This window comes from Photobacterium sp. TY1-4, from assembly GCF_025398175.1.
In the GTDB taxonomy this organism is placed as follows: Bacteria; Pseudomonadota; Gammaproteobacteria; order Enterobacterales; family Vibrionaceae; genus Photobacterium.
Genome location: NZ_CP099735.1, coordinates 104,585 through 120,810 on the forward strand (window position 1 = coordinate 104,585; position 16,226 = coordinate 120,810).

General features: G+C 52.7%; 18 protein-coding genes. 12 read left to right on the top strand and 6 right to left on the bottom strand.

What is annotated here, in order from left to right; all coding sequences use genetic code 11:
• Positions 1-181: 181 nt before the first annotated feature.
• The 6 genes from NH461_RS17020 (at position 182) to NH461_RS17045 (ending at position 6,032) form a co-directional block, all read left to right on the top strand.
• Positions 182-1,825, top strand: a complete 1,644-nt coding sequence (locus NH461_RS17020) for a methyl-accepting chemotaxis protein (RefSeq protein ID WP_261603807.1) — start codon at positions 182-184, stop codon at positions 1,823-1,825.
• 307 nt (positions 1,826-2,132) lie between these two features.
• A complete protein-coding gene (locus NH461_RS17025; RefSeq protein ID WP_261603808.1) occupies positions 2,133-2,972 on the top strand; it encodes an isopenicillin N synthase family dioxygenase in 840 nt (279 codons plus the stop codon).
• 168 nt (positions 2,973-3,140) lie between these two features.
• Complete coding sequence (locus tag NH461_RS17030) at positions 3,141-3,374, top strand: hypothetical protein (protein ID WP_261603809.1); 234 nt, start codon at positions 3,141-3,143, stop codon at positions 3,372-3,374.
• A 29-nt stretch (positions 3,375-3,403) separates the two neighbouring features.
• Positions 3,404-3,586: a hypothetical protein gene (locus tag NH461_RS17035; protein WP_261603810.1), complete on the top strand. Its 183-nt coding sequence runs from the start codon at positions 3,404-3,406 to the stop codon at positions 3,584-3,586.
• A gap of 173 nt (positions 3,587-3,759) precedes the next feature.
• Complete coding sequence (locus NH461_RS17040) at positions 3,760-5,337, top strand: ATP-binding protein (RefSeq protein ID WP_261603811.1); 1,578 nt, start codon at positions 3,760-3,762, stop codon at positions 5,335-5,337.
• The gene (locus tag NH461_RS17045) at positions 5,337-6,032 is read left to right on the top strand and encodes a response regulator (RefSeq protein ID WP_261603812.1); all 696 of its coding nucleotides are present in this window, start codon (positions 5,337-5,339) and stop codon (positions 6,030-6,032) included. The genes NH461_RS17040 and NH461_RS17045 overlap by 1 nt, the downstream gene beginning before the upstream one ends.
• Positions 6,033-6,094: 62 nt before the next feature.
• Here the strand turns inward: NH461_RS17045 and NH461_RS17050 are convergent, their stop codons facing one another.
• The 4 genes from NH461_RS17050 to msrP form a co-directional block, all read right to left on the bottom strand.
• A complete protein-coding gene (locus NH461_RS17050) occupies positions 6,095-7,444 on the bottom strand; it encodes an MATE family efflux transporter (RefSeq protein WP_261603813.1) in 1,350 nt (449 codons plus the stop codon).
• Positions 7,441-8,064 carry a hypothetical protein gene (locus tag NH461_RS17055; RefSeq protein ID WP_261603814.1) on the bottom strand — a complete coding sequence of 208 codons (624 nt, stop codon included), beginning with the start codon at positions 8,062-8,064 and terminating at the stop codon, positions 7,441-7,443. Before NH461_RS17055 ends, NH461_RS17050 begins: the two co-directional genes overlap by 4 nt.
• 192 nt (positions 8,065-8,256) lie before the next feature.
• Positions 8,257-8,889 (bottom strand): protein-methionine-sulfoxide reductase heme-binding subunit MsrQ, encoded by a 633-nt coding sequence (gene msrQ / locus NH461_RS17060; RefSeq protein WP_261603815.1) that lies wholly within the window; start codon positions 8,887-8,889, stop codon positions 8,257-8,259.
• On the bottom strand, positions 8,889-9,905 hold the full coding sequence (msrP, locus tag NH461_RS17065) for a protein-methionine-sulfoxide reductase catalytic subunit MsrP (protein WP_261603816.1): 1,017 nt from the start codon (positions 9,903-9,905) through the stop codon (positions 8,889-8,891). The genes msrQ and msrP overlap by 1 nt, the downstream gene beginning before the upstream one ends.
• Before the next feature lie 155 nt (positions 9,906-10,060).
• On the opposite strand from msrP, the gene NH461_RS17070 reads away from it, so the two are divergent.
• Positions 10,061-10,477 carry a hypothetical protein gene (locus tag NH461_RS17070; RefSeq protein ID WP_261603817.1) on the top strand — a complete coding sequence of 139 codons (417 nt, stop codon included), beginning with the start codon at positions 10,061-10,063 and terminating at the stop codon, positions 10,475-10,477.
• 123 nt (positions 10,478-10,600) lie between these two features.
• A complete protein-coding gene (locus tag NH461_RS17075) occupies positions 10,601-11,083 on the top strand; it encodes a hypothetical protein (protein WP_261603818.1) in 483 nt (160 codons plus the stop codon).
• Here the strand turns inward: NH461_RS17075 and NH461_RS17080 are convergent.
• On the bottom strand, positions 11,080-11,748 hold the full coding sequence (locus tag NH461_RS17080) for a cupin domain-containing protein (protein ID WP_261603819.1): 669 nt from the start codon (positions 11,746-11,748) through the stop codon (positions 11,080-11,082). The genes NH461_RS17075 and NH461_RS17080 overlap by 4 nt on opposite strands.
• 367 nt (positions 11,749-12,115) lie before the next feature.
• Between NH461_RS17080 and NH461_RS17085 the strand changes: the two genes are divergently transcribed.
• On the top strand, positions 12,116-13,036 hold the full coding sequence (locus NH461_RS17085; protein ID WP_261603820.1) for a L,D-transpeptidase family protein: 921 nt from the start codon (positions 12,116-12,118) through the stop codon (positions 13,034-13,036).
• Between the two features lie 155 nt (positions 13,037-13,191).
• Here NH461_RS17085 and NH461_RS17090 read toward each other — a convergent pair whose 3' ends face one another.
• Positions 13,192-13,632 (bottom strand): Lrp/AsnC family transcriptional regulator, encoded by a 441-nt coding sequence (locus tag NH461_RS17090; protein WP_261603821.1) that lies wholly within the window; start codon positions 13,630-13,632, stop codon positions 13,192-13,194.
• 153 nt (positions 13,633-13,785) lie between these two features.
• Between NH461_RS17090 and NH461_RS17095 the strand changes: the two genes are divergently transcribed.
• From NH461_RS17095 to NH461_RS17105, 3 genes are all read left to right on the top strand, one after another.
• On the top strand, positions 13,786-14,379 hold the full coding sequence (locus NH461_RS17095) for a LysE family translocator (protein ID WP_261603822.1): 594 nt from the start codon (positions 13,786-13,788) through the stop codon (positions 14,377-14,379).
• Positions 14,380-14,542: 163 nt separating this feature from the next.
• Positions 14,543-15,490 (top strand): DUF4382 domain-containing protein, encoded by a 948-nt coding sequence (locus NH461_RS17100; RefSeq protein ID WP_261603823.1) that lies wholly within the window; start codon positions 14,543-14,545, stop codon positions 15,488-15,490.
• 400 nt (positions 15,491-15,890) lie between these two features.
• Positions 15,891-16,163 carry a lipid asymmetry maintenance protein MlaB gene (locus tag NH461_RS17105; RefSeq protein WP_261603824.1) on the top strand — a complete coding sequence of 91 codons (273 nt, stop codon included), beginning with the start codon at positions 15,891-15,893 and terminating at the stop codon, positions 16,161-16,163.
• Positions 16,164-16,226: the final 63 nt, after the last annotated feature.

Sequence of the window (16,226 nt, forward strand, 5' to 3'; positions counted from 1 at the left end):
AATTGTATTTGCAAGGTAACCATTCGCTCAGTTTGCTGCAAAGGCAGGGCTTTGTTTCATTAAAAACAAGAAGATAATCGTATATGTGTCATGTTGTATAGGTTTATTTCTGGCAGCGATGATACCGAATCGCTAATGTGGTGATTCAGTGTGCAACCTTCATACGCTCGAGGAAATAACAATGGCATGGTTTAGAGGCCTCTCTTTTCGATGGAAGTTTGTGGTACCGATCCTGGTGGTCGTCAGCTTGTTTACGGCCTTGTTTGCCTGGGTCGCAATGGCTTCCAAACAGCAGGGACAAACCGGTGCGTTGCTGACCGATGAAATGCAGCCGGTCCTGGAACAAATTGAAGCCGGATACCGTGATATTTATCAGGTTGTTGCTGCCGGACAGGCCATTGTGCTTGCTCAGCGTGATCCGTTGCTGGTGAAAAGTAATCAGCTCAAGCTGGAGCAAAGTGCAGCGTCGGCACTGCCCGCATTACTTTCGACAAGGCGGCTTGTCGAAGTCGGGTTTGTTCCCGAGCAGTATGAGGAACGACTTCAGGCGCTGGAGGGCTCTTTTGCAGCCTGGGTGAAACATTACCAGGCCATTGCCCAGCGTCCGGCAAGTGCCGAAGCCTACTACATGCAGCATCAGATGGAGATGAACGCGGCATTGAATCGGTTGAGCGAGGATATTCAGGCGATGGAAGCCGATATTAAGCAAGCTCAGGGGCAATTGTTGCAGTTGTTGGATGCTGAAATGGCGACCGTAACCTTCCTGATGGAGGCCGGTATTGTCTTTGTGGTTGTGTTGTCGTTGCTGGTGGCCTGGGTGATGTCCGGATGGGTCAGTGCTCCGATGAAGCGGCTGACCCTGGCCATGAAGGACATCGCAGTCGGCCATGGGGATTTAACCCAGCGGATTGAAGCGGACGGAAAAGACGAAATCGGCGAACTGGCCAATGCCTTCAATGAATTTGTTTCCCGGATCCACTGTACCATGATCGAGGTAGCCTTGACTCTGGAGGCTGTTCGTTATGAAACGGTGAAAATTGAGGAGGAAACGCAGAGGGTCGTCACCACGACATCCCGTCAGCAGGAAGAGAGTGCCCTGGCGGCCACAGCCGTCCAGGAAATGAGCCTGACCAGCGATAATGTCAGCCAGCATGCCAACGAGGCTGCCCGGGCGACCCAGCAAGCGAGTCAGGAATCGGCGACGACACGCTCTGTCCTGACAGAAACCGTCAATTCGATTCATCAGCTGGCCGGTGAAATCGAAACTTCGTGCGAAGTGATTGGCCATCTGGAGCGGGATGTCGGCAATATCGCTTCAATCTTGGATGTGATCCGGGGGATTGCGGAGCAAACCAATCTGTTGGCACTCAATGCGGCGATCGAGGCGGCCCGGGCTGGCGAGCAGGGACGCGGATTTGCGGTGGTGGCGGATGAAGTGCGGACGCTGGCCAGTAAGACGCAAGACAGCACCGGGGAGATCCAGGTGATGATCGAACGGCTGCAGCAAGGCGCTCGCGCCGCCGTGCAGGCCATGGAGTCGAGCCGAACGAGCGGGACATCCACGGTTGAGAAGGCCAATACGGCCAACCGGTCGATTGACGCGATCAGTGAATCGGTGAATGTGATCAATGAGATGAACCTGCAAATCGCGACGGCCGCGACTGAGCAAAGTCAGGTCAGTGATAACATTAACCATAATGTACAGGAAATTGCCAAGATGAGTACCGAAATGGTCGACAGGGTCAGGGCAACAGAGCGGGCATTTTCTACGTTAACCCAGCAATGCACTCAGCTTGAAGCAATGGTGGGTCAGTTCCGGACCTAGTCTGATTCAGCGTCTTGGTTCGAGCGCTGCTGCGATCCTTTGCGGGGTGTCGGGCAACCGGGGCCCCGCTGTTGTATTCGGCGCAAACGGTTAGGCAATCGTTTTATTGTTTCCATTGGTAAACGCAGTGTTTCGGTTTCAATTGTGTTTCTTTCTTGTGACACGCAGATAGAGTCAATAAAATTCGCCTGAGACTAAGGGTATGCGATATGGATGAACAGGGTCCGGCGACGTACCGGGCCTGGGTCGAATTTGTCTCTGAATCGCTATACTTCGTACGAATCTGTCAGCCAAAGAAGAAAAAGTTATGAAACTGGAAGCCGTCGATTACACTGCCGATAATGCCGAAGCGCTATTTGTTGAATCCCTACGCAACACAGGATTCGGGGTTCTGAAGAACCACCCGATCCAGCAGAAGCTGGTGAGCTCAATCTATGAGCACTGGAATACTTTTTTCAACAGCGAAGAGAAGCAGGACTACTACTTCAATGTCGAAACGCAAGACGGCTTCTTCCCGGCTGAAGTGTCTGAAATTGCAAAAGGCCATACCAAGAAAGACATCAAAGAATATTTCCATTTCTACCCGTGGGGCCAGTGCCCGGAAGCGCTGCGCGAAGAGCTGCAGAACTATTACGATGAAGCCAACAAGCTGGCTGCTGAGCTGCTGTCCTGGGTTGAAAAACACTCACCTGACCATGTTTCCGCGCTGTACTCCCAATCCCTGTCCAGCATGATCGACGGCAGTGATAAAACGCTGCTGCGTGTTCTGCATTACCCGCCGTTGAACGGGGATGAAGAGCTGGGGGCGATCCGTGCCGGTGCTCACGAAGATATCAACCTGCTGACCGTGCTGCCGGCAGCCAATGAGCCTGGCTTGCAAGTGCAAACCAAAGAAGGCGACTGGCTGGATGTACCTTGTGACTTCGGTAACCTGATCATCAACATCGGGGATATGTTGCAGGAAGCTTCAGGGGGTTACTTCCCGTCCACGACTCATCGGGTGATCAACCCGGAAGGGACCGACAAGACCAAAGCGCGTATTTCCCTGCCGCTGTTCTTGCACCCGAAACCTGACGTGGTGTTGTCTGAGCGCCACACCGCAAACAGCTACCTGATGGAGCGCCTGAAAGAGCTGGGCGTGATCTAACGGGCTGAATCCGGGGTGTCGGCTCAATCCGGCCGGCACCCGATTTCCTTCTTCTTTGCACATTTCATCCCTAATTCCTCCTCAATATCTCCTTACGATCATCGTCGTTCTCAAATGGCTCATCATGCGGTGGCCATGGATTGATGTTTCTTTAACGTAAGGATGAACATGAGCAAGTATATTGCGTTAGTTGTGTCACTTTTTAGTATCTACTTGTCTGTGATCGCTTCAGAGCTCTGGCTAATCAGCTTTTCCGTTCTGGGCTACTTCCTGGTCATCATTGCGTTTATTGTGGATGCAACAACCAGCCCGCACATTGCGGTCGCGCAACCCGAGTGTCACCCGAACGCGTTGCCGACTGATCCGAAGAGCCATCACTCAACCGACATGCTCGTGCCCTGAGCTGAATGCGCGGCTAATCACAGGAATGAATGATGCTGAAATATATCGCTTTGTCGTTGTCACTAATTTGTTTGTTGTCTTCTTTGTTTTTGGGCGAAATGGTGATTTCGCTGCTGTTTCTGGCGGGCTTTATGACCTTGCTGTATGCGGTGATCCGGGATGTGTGGGGATCATTGCGGCGTAAGCGCCAGATGTATTTTATTTATTACTGATCGGCGTGACTCCGTACGGCCCGGTGACGGAATCATCACTTATTCATTTATTCATTTATTCATCAAGTTAATAATGACGCCGACAAAGCAAAAAAGTATCTTATACATCCTTGCAACAAATGCAGCCTGGAAACGCTTGGATACAGGTCTTTAGAGCAGTAGGCGAACAGAATATGGGAAAAATGATACGGATGTTGACCGGGAGCGTCCGAAGCTACATCCGGTTAAAAGCCATCATCATGATCGTGGTGACGACCCTGATTGGCTCCGTCACCATGGTGGCGCTAACCAAGATCTCCATGGATAACGGGCTGATGCGCTATGTCAACAGCACGGAGCAACAACGAGTAGAAAAACTGATCGAGTTACTGGAGCAGGACTTGCCCGGTTACCTGGAACGCAGAGTGAGCCCGCATCACTGGTGGCCGACCATGGTGAATGGCACCAAGTTGGAAGATGAAGAGCCGCAATGGCAGCCGACCCAGTTGTCGGAGTATTCCAAAGAGTTTGATGCTGAGTTCTTACAGGACCAGCCGGGTAGTGTGATCCGCTATGATCGCCGACCGCCACCGCCCGGAATGACGGGGGCTGAAATGGCCGCGGACGGACCGGCGGGACTTCCACGACCACGGTTGGGGGATGTCGTTCCCAGTGATTTTGAGCTGCGGGTATTTTTGCTGGATGCGGAGAAGAAAAGAATCATTGGCCCGCTGCAGCATGAAGATCAGATCCTGCACCCTTTACATCATAACGGAGAGATTCTGGGTTACCTGGGTTATATCCAGCCCGAGACCCTGGCTGAGGCGACAGAAGCGCAATTTGTCGATGAATTCAATGCCAGCCTGATTTGGATTTGGGCGGTGTCTTGCGGCCTGACGTTGGCAGTTGCACTCCCTTGGGCCCACTCGTTAATCAAAACAATTGAAGTGTTTAACAATGGGGTCCGGCAATTAGCGCTGGGAACTTACGGTACCCGGGTGAAGATTCAGCGCGAAGATGAGTTGGGTCAACTGGCCAGCGATATTAACCATTTGGCCGCGGTATTGGAGCAAAATGAGCGGGCCAGGCAACAGTGGATTGCGGATATTTCCCATGAGTTAAGAAACCCGCTGGCCATCATGCAGGCAGAAGTTGAAGCCGTGCAGGATGGTGTCCGTCAAAACGGCGAGTCAACCATGAAGTCGATCCACCATAATGTGACTCACCTGTCGCACCTGGTGAATGATCTGTATGAGCTGTCGCTCAGTGATATCGGTGCGCTCAGCTACGATAAGTATCCGGCATCGCCCATCGCTCTGATGGAGCAGTGTGTCGATTTGTACCGGGATGCGTTCGATGAAAAAGGGCTGGCGCTGTCAATTCGCTACATCGGTGAGCGCGACATCATGGCGGGGCTGACCATGGAGTTGGATCAGATCCGGATTCAGCAACTGTTTTCGAATGTGTTGAAAAACTCACTGAAATATACCGATGCCGGCGGGAAACTTGAGGTGGTGTGTCAGCACCTGCATAACCGATTACATCTCGCATTTAATGACTCAGCACCGGGTTTGTCGGACAGCGATCTGGCACAGATGTTTGAACGGCTGTTCCGTGCCGATCCTGCTCGCCAGCGGAGTAAATCTGGTGGGGCAGGGTTGGGTCTGTCTATTTGCCGGAGTATTGCTGAAGCTCACGACATGCGATTATCCGCGCAACATTCAGAGCTTGGCGGCGTGAGTATTCAAATCGGCATCACCTTGGAGTCGTAATGGAACATATTTTAGTTGTGGAAGATGAAGTGCAGCTGGCTGCGCTGACCGAAGATTACCTCAAGGCGGCGGGCTATCAGACCAGTGCGTTGCATGAAGGCACTCAGGTCGTGGAATGGGTCAGGGCTAATCAGCCTGATCTGATCTTGCTTGATTGCATGTTGCCGGGGAAAGATGGGATTTCAATTTGCCGCGAACTGCGCACGTTTACGCAGGTGCCGATTTTGATGGTAACGGCCAAAGTCGATGAAATTGATCGCTTGATCGGCCTGGAAATCGGGGCAGATGATTATATCTGTAAGCCGTGCAGCTTGCGTGAGGTCGTGGCACGGGTGAAGGCTGTGCTCAGACGCTATGCACTGGTGCCGCAGCATTTAACGCCGGAGCGAGAGCAGGAAACACAAACGCCGGCGTTGCAACTGGACAAAGCGAAGTTCAAAGCCACCCTGAACGGATTGGACCTGGATCTCACGGCGGTAGAATTTGCCATGCTGGATATTCTGGCTTCGTCACCGGGCCGGGTTTATTCCCGTAGCCAACTGATGGAAGCCATTTACCGGGACAACCGGATTGTCAGCGAACGGACCATAGACAGTCACATTAAAAAATTGCGCAAGAAATTTACCGAAGTTCAGCCGGATTACGAACTGATCCATTCGGTGTATGGCGCTGGATATAAGCTCGAATTTTCATGAATAAAACCTGAAGAAAACAGAGCATCGAAAACAACACAGGCAGCCTCGGCTGCCTGTTCGCGTTATGCGGGAACGTAAGCCGGCCGGGCAATCTTTCTCAGGCTCAGCAGAAGCCAGACGGTGAGCAGGCTGCTGCAGACGGGGAGGGCAACCCAGACGCCTTCGGTGCCGGCGAGGGCGGCAAAACTGAAGATCAGCAGGCTGATCAACACCAACTTCCCGCCGGTCAGCAGCGATGCTTCCTTCGGACGGTTAATCGACTGGAAGTAGGTGGCACCCACCAGTAACAGCCCTTCCATCGGCAGCCCCCAGAAATAGAGCTGCATCCCCTGTACGGCATCCGGCAAGATACTGGTCTGGGGACCGGCAAACAGGTAGACAAAATAGTGCGGGACACTGTAAATCACAGCCACGCCACAGAGCGCAACCAGCAAAGTGACGGCAAACGCCAGATTCCGGGTTTGAATCACCCGGGCCGTCTGCCCGGCGCCGGTGTTAAAGCTGGTGATCGGCTGGATACCTAGGGCGATCCCTTCAAAGACCAGATAGAAAAATGCCTCGGTGTAGCTGACCACCCCATAGGCGGCGACATCCATCGCATCCCCGACCCAAAGAAACGCCTTGTTGTGCAGGGTCAGCACCACGGACAGGTAGAGATACATCAGCAGGCTGGAAAAGCCCAGTCGGCTGATTTCCCAGATGCTGTGCCAGGTTAATCGCAGCGTGGCTTTGCGGATCCGAAGCGTGGCTTTGGGACTGAAAAAATGTTGCAGGCAGAGTAAAGCGGTTACCGCCTGCGACAACATGGTCGCGATGGCGGCACCGGTCAGCCCCCAGGGAAGCACAACGATAAAGACCCAGTCGAGGACAACATTCAGGATCCCGCCGAAAATCATGATCAGTGTGACCCGGTTTGGTTGCCCGTCGTTACGCAGCAGGGCTGAAAATGCCATCGCTAAGATCGGAAACAGCCCCAGTGCGAAATACCAGAACAGGTATTCGGAGGCCATCTCGAGAATTTCACCTTCTGCACCGAGCCAGCGCAGCAAGTGATCGCCACTGGCGATCCCCAGGGTGCAAATCATGATCGCGGCAATGCCGCACAGTAATAAGGTCTGACCGGCAATTTGTTCGGCACTGCGTGTTTTGCCTTCGCCAAGGCGGATAGAAACCAGCGCGGAGGCGCCCATCCCGATCATGGCTCCTACGGCATACAAAATGGAGCCAATCGGATAGCCCAGCATGATCCCCGCCAGCCCCTGCTCGCCGATGAAGTGGCCGACAAACATGCCGTCCACTGTGACATAAATCCCGGTGACCAGCATCGCGGCAATAGTCGGTACGGTGTAGCGAATAAACAACTTGAGAATGCTGTCATCGCGCAGGGCAAGGTATGACGGGGTCGTTGTCATGAGAGGGGATACAAGGCGGTCAGTAACAGGTAGCGATGAACCGTTTTGCTGCTGCTGTGGCGTTTGAGCGGGTGGTGGATCTGACGCTCCCCGTCGGGGAGTGTCAGGCGTTGAGCCAGGCTTTGTTCGCAGCCAAGCAGACGAATGCCGTCTGCCAGATAATCGCCTGTATTCTCCGGGAGTTGTCCCAACCACCAGGCGGGTATTTCTTTGCTGGCCTTGCTGCGATCAAACCAGTGATCGGCGACCAGAATCAGGTAGTGCGGGTGGGCGTGTGGTTGCTTCTGGTATGCAGCCTTCACCGTTTCGACGGCGGCAATGAGCGATTCTCGTCGCGCCAGGTTGGCGCTGACCAGCCGGTGCGCAATCACCCAGAGGGTAAAGTGGGGGGTATCGAGGCGAAAAACCGGTTGATCTGCTGTGTTTTGATGTGCGACGACCTGAACCTGCGCCGGAATGTCAGCCTGATTCAAGGTGGATATAATGCGGCGGCACAATGCTTTACCGAGATGGTCTCCACGCATTCCCCGGTTATGCACCGTCGGATAATGCTGCTCACAGAGCTGCAAGCAGTCAGCTTTAAACTGCTGAATACTGGCGGAGAGAAGATCATTGATCAAGAAAGCTAAACCTCATCAAACCCGGCAGCCTGTCAATAAGAATGTTAGATGATAAGTGAGGCAGGCAGCCCGGAAACTCGCGAAGGCTTCATCGTATCAGAAAATTTGCGCAGGCCAGATGATTTTTCTGGGGATTCGTGAGCGAAAATGCAACCTGGCACTCAATTTGCGTCTCCAGGTTGCCCGCTGGGTTTAACTTCGCTCTGTTGACGTAGGCCGTATCGGAAGTCCCGGAAGCCAGCGGCGCAGGGTTTTATGACGAAAGCTGAGTAAAATCAGGGCTGTGACGATATAGAATGCGGGCTCAATGATCCCCGATTTGACGGACCAGTAATAATGGATCGGTGCCAGTAGGATGGCGAGGTAGACCCAATTGTGTAGCTTCTGCCAGCGCGGCCCCAGCCGGCGCTGCATTCCCTGCGTTGAGGTGATGGCAAGCGCCAGCAAGATCAGCCAGCAGACTGCACCGAGGGTGAGGTAAGGCCGGGTGATAATTTCGCTGATCAGCAGCGAACTATCAAAACCCAGATCCAGCGCCAGATACACGATCAGATGCAAGACGGCCCAGAAAAAACTGTACAACCCCAGCACGCGACGCACTTTGATCAGGGCGCCTTGCCGGAACTTCCGCGCAATCGGGGAAACCAGCAAGGTCAGGATCAGGGTATTGAGGGCCGCTTTCCCGGTAAAATGGCTCAGGCCTTCCACCGGATCGGCCCCGAAACCTTCAGTCAGGGTCCGGGTGATCAGGATGGCGACAAATGCCAGTGAAGTCAGGTGAATCATCACTTTTAATCCGGTGAGATGTGATGCCGTGAGTTTCATTAAAACTGCTTCCTTAAATCCATACCCTGATACAAACGCGCGACCTGATCTGCATAACCGTTAAACATCAGGGTCGGTTGGCGACGGCTGCTGAACAGGCTGCCTTCCCCGATGAATCGCTCACTGGCCTGGCTCCAGCGCGGGTGGTCGACCTGCGGGTTCACATTGGCATAAAAGCCGTATTCATGGGGTGCCAGCAAATTCCAGGTGGTGGGGGGCTGGCGGTCGGTGAGTTGAATGCGAACAATCGATTTGATGCTCTTGAAGCCGTATTTCCAGGGAACGACCAGACGGAGAGGGGCACCGTTTTGCGGCGCGAGTGTTTTTCCGTACAAGCCGACGGCGATGAGCGTCAGCGGATGTAGGGCTTCGTCCAGGCGCAGCCCTTCCACATAGGGATAGTCGATACCGCCACCCAGACGTCTTGATGCTTGCCCCGGCATTTGTTTCGGGTCATATAAGGTTTGAAATGCCACATACTTTGCTTTGCCCATTGGGTTGGCTAAACGCAGCAGGCTGGCGAGAGGAAATCCGATCCAGGGGACATTCATCGACCAGGCTTCGACACAGCGCAAGCGGTAGATCCGCTCTTCCAGCGGAAACCGACTGAAAATATCTTCGTATCCCAGGGTGAGGGGCTTGTGCACCAACCCGCTTACTTCAATCGTCCACGGGTTGGTCTGGAAGTTACCGGATCGGGCGGCCGGATCGGATTTGTCGGTCCCGAATTCATAAAAATTATTGTATTTGAGGATCTTCTCTTCGGGCGTCAGCGAAAGCGAACGATTTGAGTAAGTGGAGCTCCGGGTCGCCAGTGCCCGGCGTTTGTCAGGGGCAGGCTTGGATTCAGAGCCCAGTAGGCTGTCAAATAAACCGGCATCGGCGCGGCTGGCCAGCGGGATCCCAACCAGGGTAATGCCCAGCTTTTTCAGAATGTCTCGCCGCTGGCGGTAAATGGACTCAGGGGTGACATCACTTTCTTTCAGGGCTCCGCTGGGGGATTTCTTGAGATACATAATCGTCCTTTGACCTGTGCATGTCATATAAATAGTTGATGTAGGAGTAGACCCGGTCACACACATATAAATTTCATGATATTGCCCTTTGCATTTTTGCCGAAAGAGGTTATGTTTCGCCGCGATACTGAGAATCACAGCTTCAGGGAAAAAGGATGTATAGACGCGCATTATTATTGGCCATTAGTTTGACAGTACCGCAGCAGGTTTTCGCAGCCAAATCACCCTTATCGGCTGGCGTTTATGTGGGGGACCCTTCTTCCGGGCTGACGGTAAAATACCGACAGGATGCGCAGTTTTCGCTGGGATTGGATACATTCAGCGTCACTGCCGATGCGCTGTGGAATGTCGCCGATCTTAGCAGCGGGGCACTCTATTCCCCGTTTCACCTGATCACCGGGGTGCAATGGGTCGATGATGAACAATATCAACTGGGTGTCCGTGTCGGGTTGGGGATGGATATTCCTTTCGACAGCTTCGATCTATATGCCGAAGGGGTGATGGCACAATATTTCCATGAGGAGACCGATGCCGAGTTTGAAGGCGCGATCGGGATCCGTTTCCCGCTGTAATCATGGCTTCGCGACGCGCTGAATTGCAATTGCCTAAACGAAACGCGTCATTTCTCTAAACACGCGACTTTTTGAAACAGAGTTGCCGGCGCGCACCGCCGGTAACCTGATTGAATGCCTCTCATGAAAGACCTCAACGCTTATCACGCCAATCTGGAATTGCAGCATATTTACCTGGAAACGTGCGCAGAACGGTTTCAGTATCTTGAGCTGTATCTGGAAGGGTATTACTGCTATCGGCATCAATGTGTCACCCGTCAGGGCAAAGCGGACTGGACGCAAATTTTCACCCATGCTGAGCGATCCATGGCGGCAAGCCAGGTCGTCGATCACAAGCAATTGGTGCGGCTGTTTCGGCTACCGCGGTCTGTATTGACCGGCAAACTGAAAACCCTGGTGCGGGATAATGAACTGACCCTGTCTCGGCTTGAACAATGCCTGGATGAACATCTGGATTATGTGATCCTGACGCGCCAGGAGTGGCAACAGTTAAAAGCGGCCGGATTCGAGAACCGGATGCCGGCGGACTATTATCGACCAGACTCGGCATCCTATCAGCAGGCAATGTCCCGTTTTCAGGCTTTAGGGATTACGTTCCCGGCTTAAACCGGTAAATGACCGGTTTTCATCAGCATCAGGCATCCGTTCGTCGTTCCCGGTTGGTGCCGGCTGCCCGCCGGATTTCGGATCCAGGTGCCCGGACCGTATTCCCCTTGTTCGTCATGGTAACCGCCGGACAGGATAAACACTTCTTCCCCACCGTCATGGCGGTGGCTGTTCAAATTCGCGTTGCGCTCCCAGCGAACCAGATAGGTTTGCTCATTGTCGAAACCGTGTAGCGGCATCGTGTACACCTGAGCGTCAATCGCGGGTTGCCAGCTGGCATTGTGGGTGTCGAGCCGGAAGGTTTCATGATCAGCACTCGGAAACATGTTGAGTTTTACGTACAGCAGGCAGCCGCTGTCGCTGCGGGGAGCGTGACAGGAACCCGGCGGATTTCGAATATAGGTGCCGGCCGGATAACTGCCGTACTCATCCTGAAAGACACCTTCAAGGACAAAAATCTCCTCGCCATTCGGATGAAAGTGAGCTGCGAAATGGGTTTTCGGCTCATAGCGGACCAGACTCGTCACCTGCCCGGATTCTGCGGCTTCCCGTTCGAGCGGGATCCGCCACACACCAAGTGCCGGGGAGGCCAGCCATTCCTGCGCCTGGGTATTAATCATGACACGCTGGTGTCGGTCCATATTGAGGGGGGATAGCGGATTCATGGGGAGCTCTTTATCCGGTGTTCTCCTTATTGAGTTTATACCCAAACGGCCGGGAGGCACGATGTTCATCAGAGATGAGGGCATGCCCCTGATCGGGTGTTATCGCCTGTGAGCTGGAGGTGAATATTCAGTCGATTGGCGGGTGTGACACAGTTCAGAGCGTTTCTGGCGCGTGTTTTGACAGGGCGATGACGAAGCGCGGTGCGGCGCTTGGTAAGATCGCGTATATGCTTGGGAAGACCACGTATATAGAGAGGAGCCGGCTCAGACCGGTGTTCTGTGTCTTAATGTTGAGAAGTCGTTGGTACAAGCTCAACATCATGATTCTTTCAGCCATACTTATCTGTATCTTTGATGGAGGGTTTTCGTGTTTCGTTCGTTATTTTTCTCCCTACTCTGCTTTTGCTCCGTGACGGCGCAAGCCATAGAATATCAACGCCCTGCCGATGACAGTAAGCTGGTGGGGGTGATGGAATATTATCAGGTGAATGAAGGCGAGAGTCTGGCCGATATTGCCAACAAATTCGATGTCGGCTTTCTGGCGCTGATGGAAGCGAATCAGGGCGTGGATCCGTTTTTGCCGACACCGGGTACCTTACTGACGGTGCCGACTCAGTTGATTCTGCCGGATGTGAAGCGGCAAGGGATTGTGATCAATCTTGCGGAACTGCGGCTATATTATTTTCCTGAAAATGATCCGGATCGGATGTATGTGTTCCCCATCGGTATCGGCCGGGTTGGACGGGAAACCCCGGAGATGACGACCTCGGTCAGCCAGAAAATCGTGGATCCGACCTGGACCCCGACCGCAAACATCCGACGCGAGTACCGTGAAAAGCATGGTATCGAACTGCCTGGCGTGGTGCCGGCCGGACCTGAAAACCCATTGGGTGAGTATGCCATGCGGCTGGCACATGGCAGCGGGCAGTACCTGATCCATGGGACGAACAAAGACTTCGGCATCGGGATGCGGGTCAGTTCCGGTTGCATCCGGATGAACCCCTGGGATATTGAGTGGTTATTTCCTCAAGTTGCGAAAGGCACGCGGGTCAAAGTGATTAACCAGCCTTTGAAACAAACCATAGAGCCGGACGGGTCGGTTTATGTCGAGGTCCACCAGCCATTGTCGCGTTCAGAATCCCAGGTGGGAGAGCATAAACCGGTTTCTGCGACCAAGACATTGCAGACTGCCGTACAACACGATGTGGATGCAGAAACTCGTCTGAGCAGTGCGTTGGTGATGCAAACCGGTATTCCGCAAGCCTTGATTCGGGAAGCAGCCCTGTAGTGACCCGCTCACCATTGGACAGGTGATTCGGATTCAGCTTGCAGGCGCCCTATCAAGCCACCACCGTATCAAGCCATCTTTGATTTAGTGGGTTTGCGGTAAAGCTTCACCAGTTCTGTTCAATTCAATGGACCAGCGAGCGCGCCATGCGCTCGCTACCGTTCATCCTTGGGTGTTTCCATGACCACCAGCGTGGAGATGGCATTGACCTGAGGGATCTCCCCCAGCACATCCGAATGAAATCGCTTATAGGTACTTAAATCAGCAGTTTCAACGCGCAGTAAGTACTCGCTGTTTCCCGTGATGTTATGACATTCCGTAACTTCCTTCGCCGTTTGCAGCCGTTGTTCGAAATCGAGCTGTGAGCGTTTGCCATGGCTCGACAGACCGATGGTGACGTAGGCAATAAAGCCAATGCCCATTTTCCCCGGGTCCAGTACGGCCCGATAGCCTTTGATGATCCCGCTGCGCTCCAGCTCCTGCACACGTCGCAGGGTGGCGGAGGGCGAAAGCCCGATACGCTCGGCAAGCTCGACATTGGATAATCTGCCGTTTGATTTCAGCTCACGCAATATTCTTTCGTCAAATCTGTCCATGTTGATTACATCTTGCGAAATTAAAGAGATTAGCACACAGATAGACACAAAATTGTGACTACCTCTCGCTAATATATACCGAAACAACCTCAGGTGGCGATGGCCGGTGAGATGTGTTGGGTATACAGGAAATGTCATCAATAAGGAATCAATATGGATTATCAACACCTGCTGGCTTTGACGAGCTTCGCGTTTGTCTCGACGGTCTCTCCGGGACCCAACAACATTATGTTGATGGCCTCCGGGGCCAATGTCGGTTTTATCCGCACCATTCCTCATATGCTGGGCATTGTGCTGGGGTTTAGCCTGATGGTGATTTTGGTCGGCGTCGGACTCATGGGGATCTTTGCGGCTTATCCCGTTGTGCATCACGTTCTGCAAGGGGGTTGCCTGCTTTATCTGTTTTATCTGGCTTTCAAAATCGCCCGAAGCCATCCGGGAGGGCAGCGTGACTTAGACTATCGCCCGCTGAGCTTTTTGGCGGCGGCTAACTTTCAGTGGATTAACCCGAAAGCCTGGTCCATGGCCTTGACCGCAGTGAGTGTTTATAACATTTCAGCCAATTGGCAAGGTGTGGTGTTGGTCTCGGCGGTGTTTGCGGTTATTAATCTGCCGTCAGTCAGTATTTGGACGGTGGCCGGAAAACAATTGCAAAACCTGTTGAACAATGCCGAGCGGATGAAATGGTTCAACTATATGATGGCAACGTTGCTGGTGGCCTCAACCCTGCCGATGATGGAGTTTTAACCTGACCGCCAGGTTTGCTCAAATGAGCCGGACAGAAAAATCCTGAAAATAGGTACTTTGGTAAAATCTCTGTCAGTTTTCTTGGGGATGCTATTCATACGGTTGGGAGACTGCGCATTAGGGGATATGCTTCAAACAAATGATAAATGAATGAGTATTTTCAATGCGCAAAATTCTTCTGGCTTCCCTGATGAGTGTGGCACTGGTGGGGTGTAACTCGAGCGACTCTGATAGCAGTCAAACGGGGACAATGAATCTGGCTTTTTCCGATGCGCCGGTTGATAACCTGACCAAGGTGTGTGTAGCGTTTGATCAAATCAAAGTTCACCATACCAATGGCAGCGAATCCAGTTGGGGCACCACCTCTTTTGCTGCAGATCAGAGTTCACCTGAGTGTATTCCGCCAGGTTTGTCCATTCCGGTCGATACGGACGGTCATCCGGCGTTTATGGTGATCAACCTGATGGCTTATCAGGGGGCGGAGGCTCTACAGGTACTGAGCGATGAGCAAGTGACGGCCGGTCAGTATACGCAATTGCGTCTGTCGGTCCTTGAGAAAGGCAGTTATACCAATGGTACGCCATACTCGCATGTTGTCACGGATACCAATGCTGTTGAGGGCATTCGGGTGCCGAGTGGCGAGCTGAAACTGGATGGTTTCAATGTGGAAGCGAATGCGACCCAAGCCTACACGCTGGAATTTGATTTGCGTAAAAGTATGGTCAGCAATGCCAATGGTTATCAGCTCAAGCCGCGCGGTGTCAGATTGGTGAATAATGACGCAGTCGCCACCATTTCAGGCCAGATTGCAGTAGCAAGCCCAGCCTGTGGCGGTAACATTGATGATGCGTATGTCTACGTTTATCAAGCGCCGACGGGTGGCGTCTATGGCGATCTCGGGGCTGCCACAGAGCCGTATGCAACGGCTGGGGTTGATACCGGGACGCGTGCGTTTGAGATCGGTTATCTGCCGCTGGGTAGCTATGATGTCACGTTGGTATGTAACGGTTCTGAAGACGATCCGGAACAGGGGGGTGATTCGCTGACGTTCGACAGCCAGGTGTTTGCTGATGAAGTGCTGTCCGCTTCCGGGGCAACCTATACATTTTAATGCGCTAATTTTAAGTGTATTTTAAGTGATTAAACCCGCCGGTCCGGCGGGTTTTTTTCATCCTGAAAGTAGGGTGCCGTATTTCGATAGGCGTCACCTCAGGATAAAATGCTTTGATTTTGAAGAAGGGCACGTTTTCACTGGTTTATCTCACTTAATTCTCAGTGAACGCTACGATTGGATATTCTTCCGCTGAACATTCTATGTTGACCAATTTATTTCTCCCCTGATGTTCATGAGTTTCATCTTGCCGTGAGCGAATCAAACCCGAAGCATTCACTAGAATAAATTGATGAATTCACCTGTGTATATTTTGAGACTTGTATAAATAAAAATTTGCTTTTTCTGGGTTCGTATCTCAAAACTATATTTACATGCGGCATGTGTTTTCTGGGGATTTATGAGTTTTTCTCTTGGGACGAATTTAGACATCACGCAAGTCATCGAACTGCAGCAACAATATCTGGCTTTCATTCGCCAGGAACCACAATGGCAGGTGGATGGCGGGGAGGTGTGCCGTGTGGATACTGCCGGGCTGCAGCTCTTGTTGTCATTGTTTGCAACCGTTGATCCTGCTGAGCGAAGGGTGCGTTGGCTCAGCTATTCCTCGGCGCTTCTCGACGCGGCAGTGTGTGCCGGGTTGGATGAAGCGTTGGGAATGAAAAAAGTTTGAACAAGCCCGGTGGCAAATTAGAAGCGTCACAATAAAAACAGTACGACCCATGAATAATCGTTA

Coding starts and splice junctions, on each gene's coding strand:
- msrP (WP_261603816.1), bottom strand. CDS start 9,905: ATGTATCTCAAGAAATCCCCCAGCGGAGCCCTGAAAGAAAGTGATGTC.
- NH461_RS17050 (WP_261603813.1), bottom strand. CDS start 7,444: ATGACAACGACCCCGTCATACCTTGCCCTGCGCGATGACAGCATTCTC.
- NH461_RS17095 (WP_261603822.1), top strand. CDS start 13,786: ATGGATTATCAACACCTGCTGGCTTTGACGAGCTTCGCGTTTGTCTCG.
- NH461_RS17075 (WP_261603818.1), top strand. CDS start 10,601: ATGAAAGACCTCAACGCTTATCACGCCAATCTGGAATTGCAGCATATT.
- NH461_RS17105 (WP_261603824.1), top strand. CDS start 15,891: ATGAGTTTTTCTCTTGGGACGAATTTAGACATCACGCAAGTCATCGAA.
- NH461_RS17090 (WP_261603821.1), bottom strand. CDS start 13,632: ATGGACAGATTTGACGAAAGAATATTGCGTGAGCTGAAATCAAACGGC.
- msrQ (WP_261603815.1), bottom strand. CDS start 8,889: ATGAAACTCACGGCATCACATCTCACCGGATTAAAAGTGATGATTCAC.
- NH461_RS17080 (WP_261603819.1), bottom strand. CDS start 11,748: ATGAATCCGCTATCCCCCCTCAATATGGACCGACACCAGCGTGTCATG.
- NH461_RS17025 (WP_261603808.1), top strand. CDS start 2,133: ATGAAACTGGAAGCCGTCGATTACACTGCCGATAATGCCGAAGCGCTA.
- NH461_RS17070 (WP_261603817.1), top strand. CDS start 10,061: ATGTATAGACGCGCATTATTATTGGCCATTAGTTTGACAGTACCGCAG.
- NH461_RS17100 (WP_261603823.1), top strand. CDS start 14,543: ATGCGCAAAATTCTTCTGGCTTCCCTGATGAGTGTGGCACTGGTGGGG.
- NH461_RS17040 (WP_261603811.1), top strand. CDS start 3,760: ATGGGAAAAATGATACGGATGTTGACCGGGAGCGTCCGAAGCTACATC.
- NH461_RS17035 (WP_261603810.1), top strand. CDS start 3,404: ATGATGCTGAAATATATCGCTTTGTCGTTGTCACTAATTTGTTTGTTG.
- NH461_RS17030 (WP_261603809.1), top strand. CDS start 3,141: ATGAGCAAGTATATTGCGTTAGTTGTGTCACTTTTTAGTATCTACTTG.
- NH461_RS17045 (WP_261603812.1), top strand. CDS start 5,337: ATGGAACATATTTTAGTTGTGGAAGATGAAGTGCAGCTGGCTGCGCTG.
- NH461_RS17020 (WP_261603807.1), top strand. CDS start 182: ATGGCATGGTTTAGAGGCCTCTCTTTTCGATGGAAGTTTGTGGTACCG.